At 56.3% G+C, this 3,375-nt stretch carries 4 protein-coding genes; all 4 read left to right on the forward strand.

From position 1 onward, the window contains the following. Window positions 1–406, forward strand: a 406-nt coding sequence (locus H1B37_RS32500; protein WP_182871432.1) for a tyrosine-type recombinase/integrase, incomplete at its 5' end; no start/stop codon positions are given. Window positions 407–527: 121 nt separating this feature from the next. Next, complete coding sequence (gene istA / locus H1B37_RS32505) at window positions 528–2,015, forward strand: IS21 family transposase (protein ID WP_182871433.1); 1,488 nt, start codon at window positions 528–530, stop codon at window positions 2,013–2,015. Window positions 2,016–2,045: 30 nt separating this feature from the next. Beyond that, window positions 2,046–2,825, forward strand: coding sequence for an IS21-like element helper ATPase IstB (gene istB / locus H1B37_RS32510; RefSeq protein ID WP_182871435.1), 780 nt, complete (start codon window positions 2,046–2,048; stop codon window positions 2,823–2,825). A gap of 245 nt (window positions 2,826–3,070) precedes the next feature. Then, window positions 3,071–3,375: tyrosine-type recombinase/integrase (locus H1B37_RS32515; protein WP_182871434.1), on the forward strand; the 305-nt coding region annotated here is incomplete at its 3' end.

Raw genomic sequence — 3,375 nt, forward strand, 5'->3', positions numbered from 1 at the left:
ACGCGCGGAGTTGATCGCACTGAAGCTCGACGACATCAACCACGAATCCGGTCTCGTGATGATTCGTCAAGGCAAGGGCCGCAAGGATCGCGTTGTCCCCACTGGCAAGCGTGCCCTTCAGTGGCTGACGAAATACTTGCACGACGGCCGTCCTGCACTGATCGATGAAGGCACGCAAGTGATCTTCCTGACGTCCCGCGGCAATGCGTTCCACCCGGTCACGCTCAGCCAACTCGTCAAGAGCTACTTAACGGCGGCAGGCATCACCAAACCTGGCAGTTGTCACATGCTTCGCCACACGACGGCGACGCTGATGCTCGAAGGCGGCGCGGACCTGCGCTCGATCCAAACACTCCTCGGTCACGAGCAGCTCAACACGACACAAATCTATGTCGAGGGGCGCTGAAAAGGGGCCAGTGATGGGCGCTTGAAAGTCCTCCACCCTGTGAGGGGATTGGTCGAATTATCGTGTCCTGTTTTGCGGTCGCAAAACGGAGGCGAGCAGTTCGGTGGCCAATCATTTAAGCGTGAATAAGTCCAATCAGATCAAGCGTTTACGACAAGAAGGGCTCTCGCAGCGTCAGATCGCCGCCACCCTGGGAGTCGACAGGAAGACCGTGGGGCGGCATCTGGCCGAAGAGGACTCAAATGGGACCAAGGCGCCCACCGGGTCGCAGAGCACCGACGAGGTGGCAAAGAAGGCCTCCGGTAGCGAGTGCGAACCGCACCGGGAGACCATCATCGAGCTACTCTCGGCGGGGCTGCACGCCAAGCGGATCCACCAAGATCTCGTCGCCGAACACGGCTTCGACGGGAGCTACTACAGCGTTCGCCGGTTCGTCAAAACCCTGCGGAATGAGAAACCCGAAGCGTTCCGGCGAATCGAAGTCGAGCCAGGCTTCGAAGCGCAAGTCGATTTTGGCACCGGTGCCCCGATCGTCGGCCCGGACGGCAAACGCAGGCGAACTCATGTCTTCCGAATCGTACTGAGCCACTCACGAAAAGGGTATGCCGAAGTTGTTTATCGGCAAACGACTGATGACTTCATCCGTGCCCTTGAGAACGCGTTTTGGGAGTTCGGTGGAGTGCCCAAAACAGTCGTCATCGACAACCTCAAAGCAGCGGTCAAACATCCCGACTGGTATGACCCTGAACTGGTCCCAAAACTGCGTGCGTTTGAGCGGCACTATGGTGTCACCATTCTTCCGACTAAACCCTATACGCCCCGTCACAAGGGGAAGGTGGAGCGTGGAGTGGACTACGTCCAGGAAAATGCTCTGCGTGGCAGATCATTTGAAACACTCGCGGCGCAGAATGACCATCTCGAGAAGTGGGAGGCAACCGTTGCTGACCGACGCATTCACGGAACCACCAAGCGACAAGTCGGTAAGCATTTCGATGAAGAGAAGCCTGCGCTTTCGAAGCTACCACTGGAACGATTCAGTAACTTTCGTGAAGCCCGTCGCAAGGTCTGTCGCGATGGCCATGTCACGATCGAAGGAGCGTACTACAGCGCGCCTCCGGAATACGTCGGCCGAGAGATCTGGGCTCGTTGGGATGGCCGAACGGGACGCTTGCTGAACAATGACCTGGAACAAATTGCGTTCTACGTGCAAGGCGAGAAAGGAACATTCAACACCAACCGCGACCACATCGCCAGTGAGAAAATCAATTCGGTAGAACGCGGAGCGGCGTATCTGCTACGAAAAATCGAGGCCATTGGCATTTATACCGACCGATGGTGTCGCCGTATGCTGGCTGAACGCGGCATCGTCGGAAGCCGTGTTTTGCAAGGTTTACTGAAACTTGCGAAGAAGCATCGCGTCGAGCAAATCGAGCAAGCCTGTGACGTCGCGCTGCGTCATGGTGAGTTTCGACTCCGATCCATTCGGCGACTCATCGATCGCCAAGATCCAGTGCAACAGTTGATGCCGTTCCTGGAGGAACACGAGATGATCCGTCCCCTGAGCAACTATGACGCCTTTGTTCACGAGTGTGTCCAAGGCAATCTTTAACGATGAACTTCTTTCAAGGAGGAAAGAATGATGAATGATACGATCAGCAGGCTGCTTCGCGAACTCCGTTTGAGCGGAATGTCGGAGTCATTAGAAGTTCGTTTAACGGAGGCTGCTTCGAACAAGCTGACTCATCTTGAGTTTTTGGAGTTAGTGCTCACCGACGAATCCCTTGTGCGTAGCGATCGCCGCGTCGCACGTGGCATCAAGCGAGCCGGATTTCGGGACGTGCGACGCCTAGAGGATTTTGACTTTTCATTTAACAAGAGTATCGACCGTCAGCGAATCTTCGACCTGGCCAGCGGGCACTTCTTACGCGAATCGAAAGACGTGTTGTTGTGTGGTCCGCCGGGGACCGGCAAGAGCCATCTCGTCCAGGCAATTGGCCATGCAGTGATACGCAGTGGCGCGATGGTTTACTACCGAAGCATCTTCGATGTCGTTCGTGACTTCTTGCACGACGAAGTCAATGGAGGCGAGGAACGGGTGCTGTCGCGCTACCTGAAACCCGACCTGCTGATCATCGACGACATGGGGATGAAGCAGTTGCCCAAGCGTAGTGGAGAGTACCTCTTCGAGATCATCATGCGGCGTCACGAGGTACGCAGCACGATGATGACGACGAACCGTCCGCTGGAGGATTGGGGCAAGCTGATCGGCGACGTCCCGAGCGCCAGCGCGATCCTGGATCGGTTCCTTCAATCGGCCGAGATCATGAAGATCAGCGGCAAAAGTTACCGCCTCTCAGGCGAAAAAAATTCAAAAGGGGCCAAAGCGCCCACCGGCTCTGATGCCGACAACAAGGAATAGATCGGGGAATCCCCCCGAATGTTCAGCATCCACCAATTTCAAAAGGGACCACAGGCGCCCATAGGTGGCCCCTTTTCAAGCGCCCCCCGACAACCGGTAAGCCGCTCAAGTTCTGCACGCAAGCTTCGTATCTCTCAACCGTCGCGCACTGGCTCGCTTGGCTGACCGAACAAGGCTGGATCAACACTGATCCATCAACGGACATCGAACTACCGAAAGAAGAGCAACGTCTTCCATCATCACACTTGACAATCGATGAAATCGAAACGCTGCTCAACTCCGTCGATCTCGCAACACCGACTGGTCTCCGGGACCGCGCGATCCTGGAACTGTTCTATGCCACCGGGATGCGCCGCGCGGAGTTGATCGCACTGAAGCTTGACGACATCAACCACGAATCCGGTCTCGCGATGATTCGTCAAGGCAAGGGCCGCAAAGATCGCGTGGTGCCAACCGGCAAGCGAGCCCTTCAGTGGCTGATGAAATACCTTCACGACGGTCGACCTGCACTGATCGACGAAGACACGCAAGTGATCTTCTTGACCTCGCG

The organism is Stieleria mannarensis (genome assembly GCF_014154935.1).
In the GTDB taxonomy this organism is placed as follows: domain Bacteria; phylum Planctomycetota; class Planctomycetia; order Pirellulales; family Pirellulaceae; genus Stieleria; species Stieleria mannarensis.

Coding starts and splice junctions, on each gene's coding strand:
- istB (WP_182871435.1), top strand. CDS start 2,046: ATGAATGATACGATCAGCAGGCTGCTTCGCGAACTCCGTTTGAGCGGA.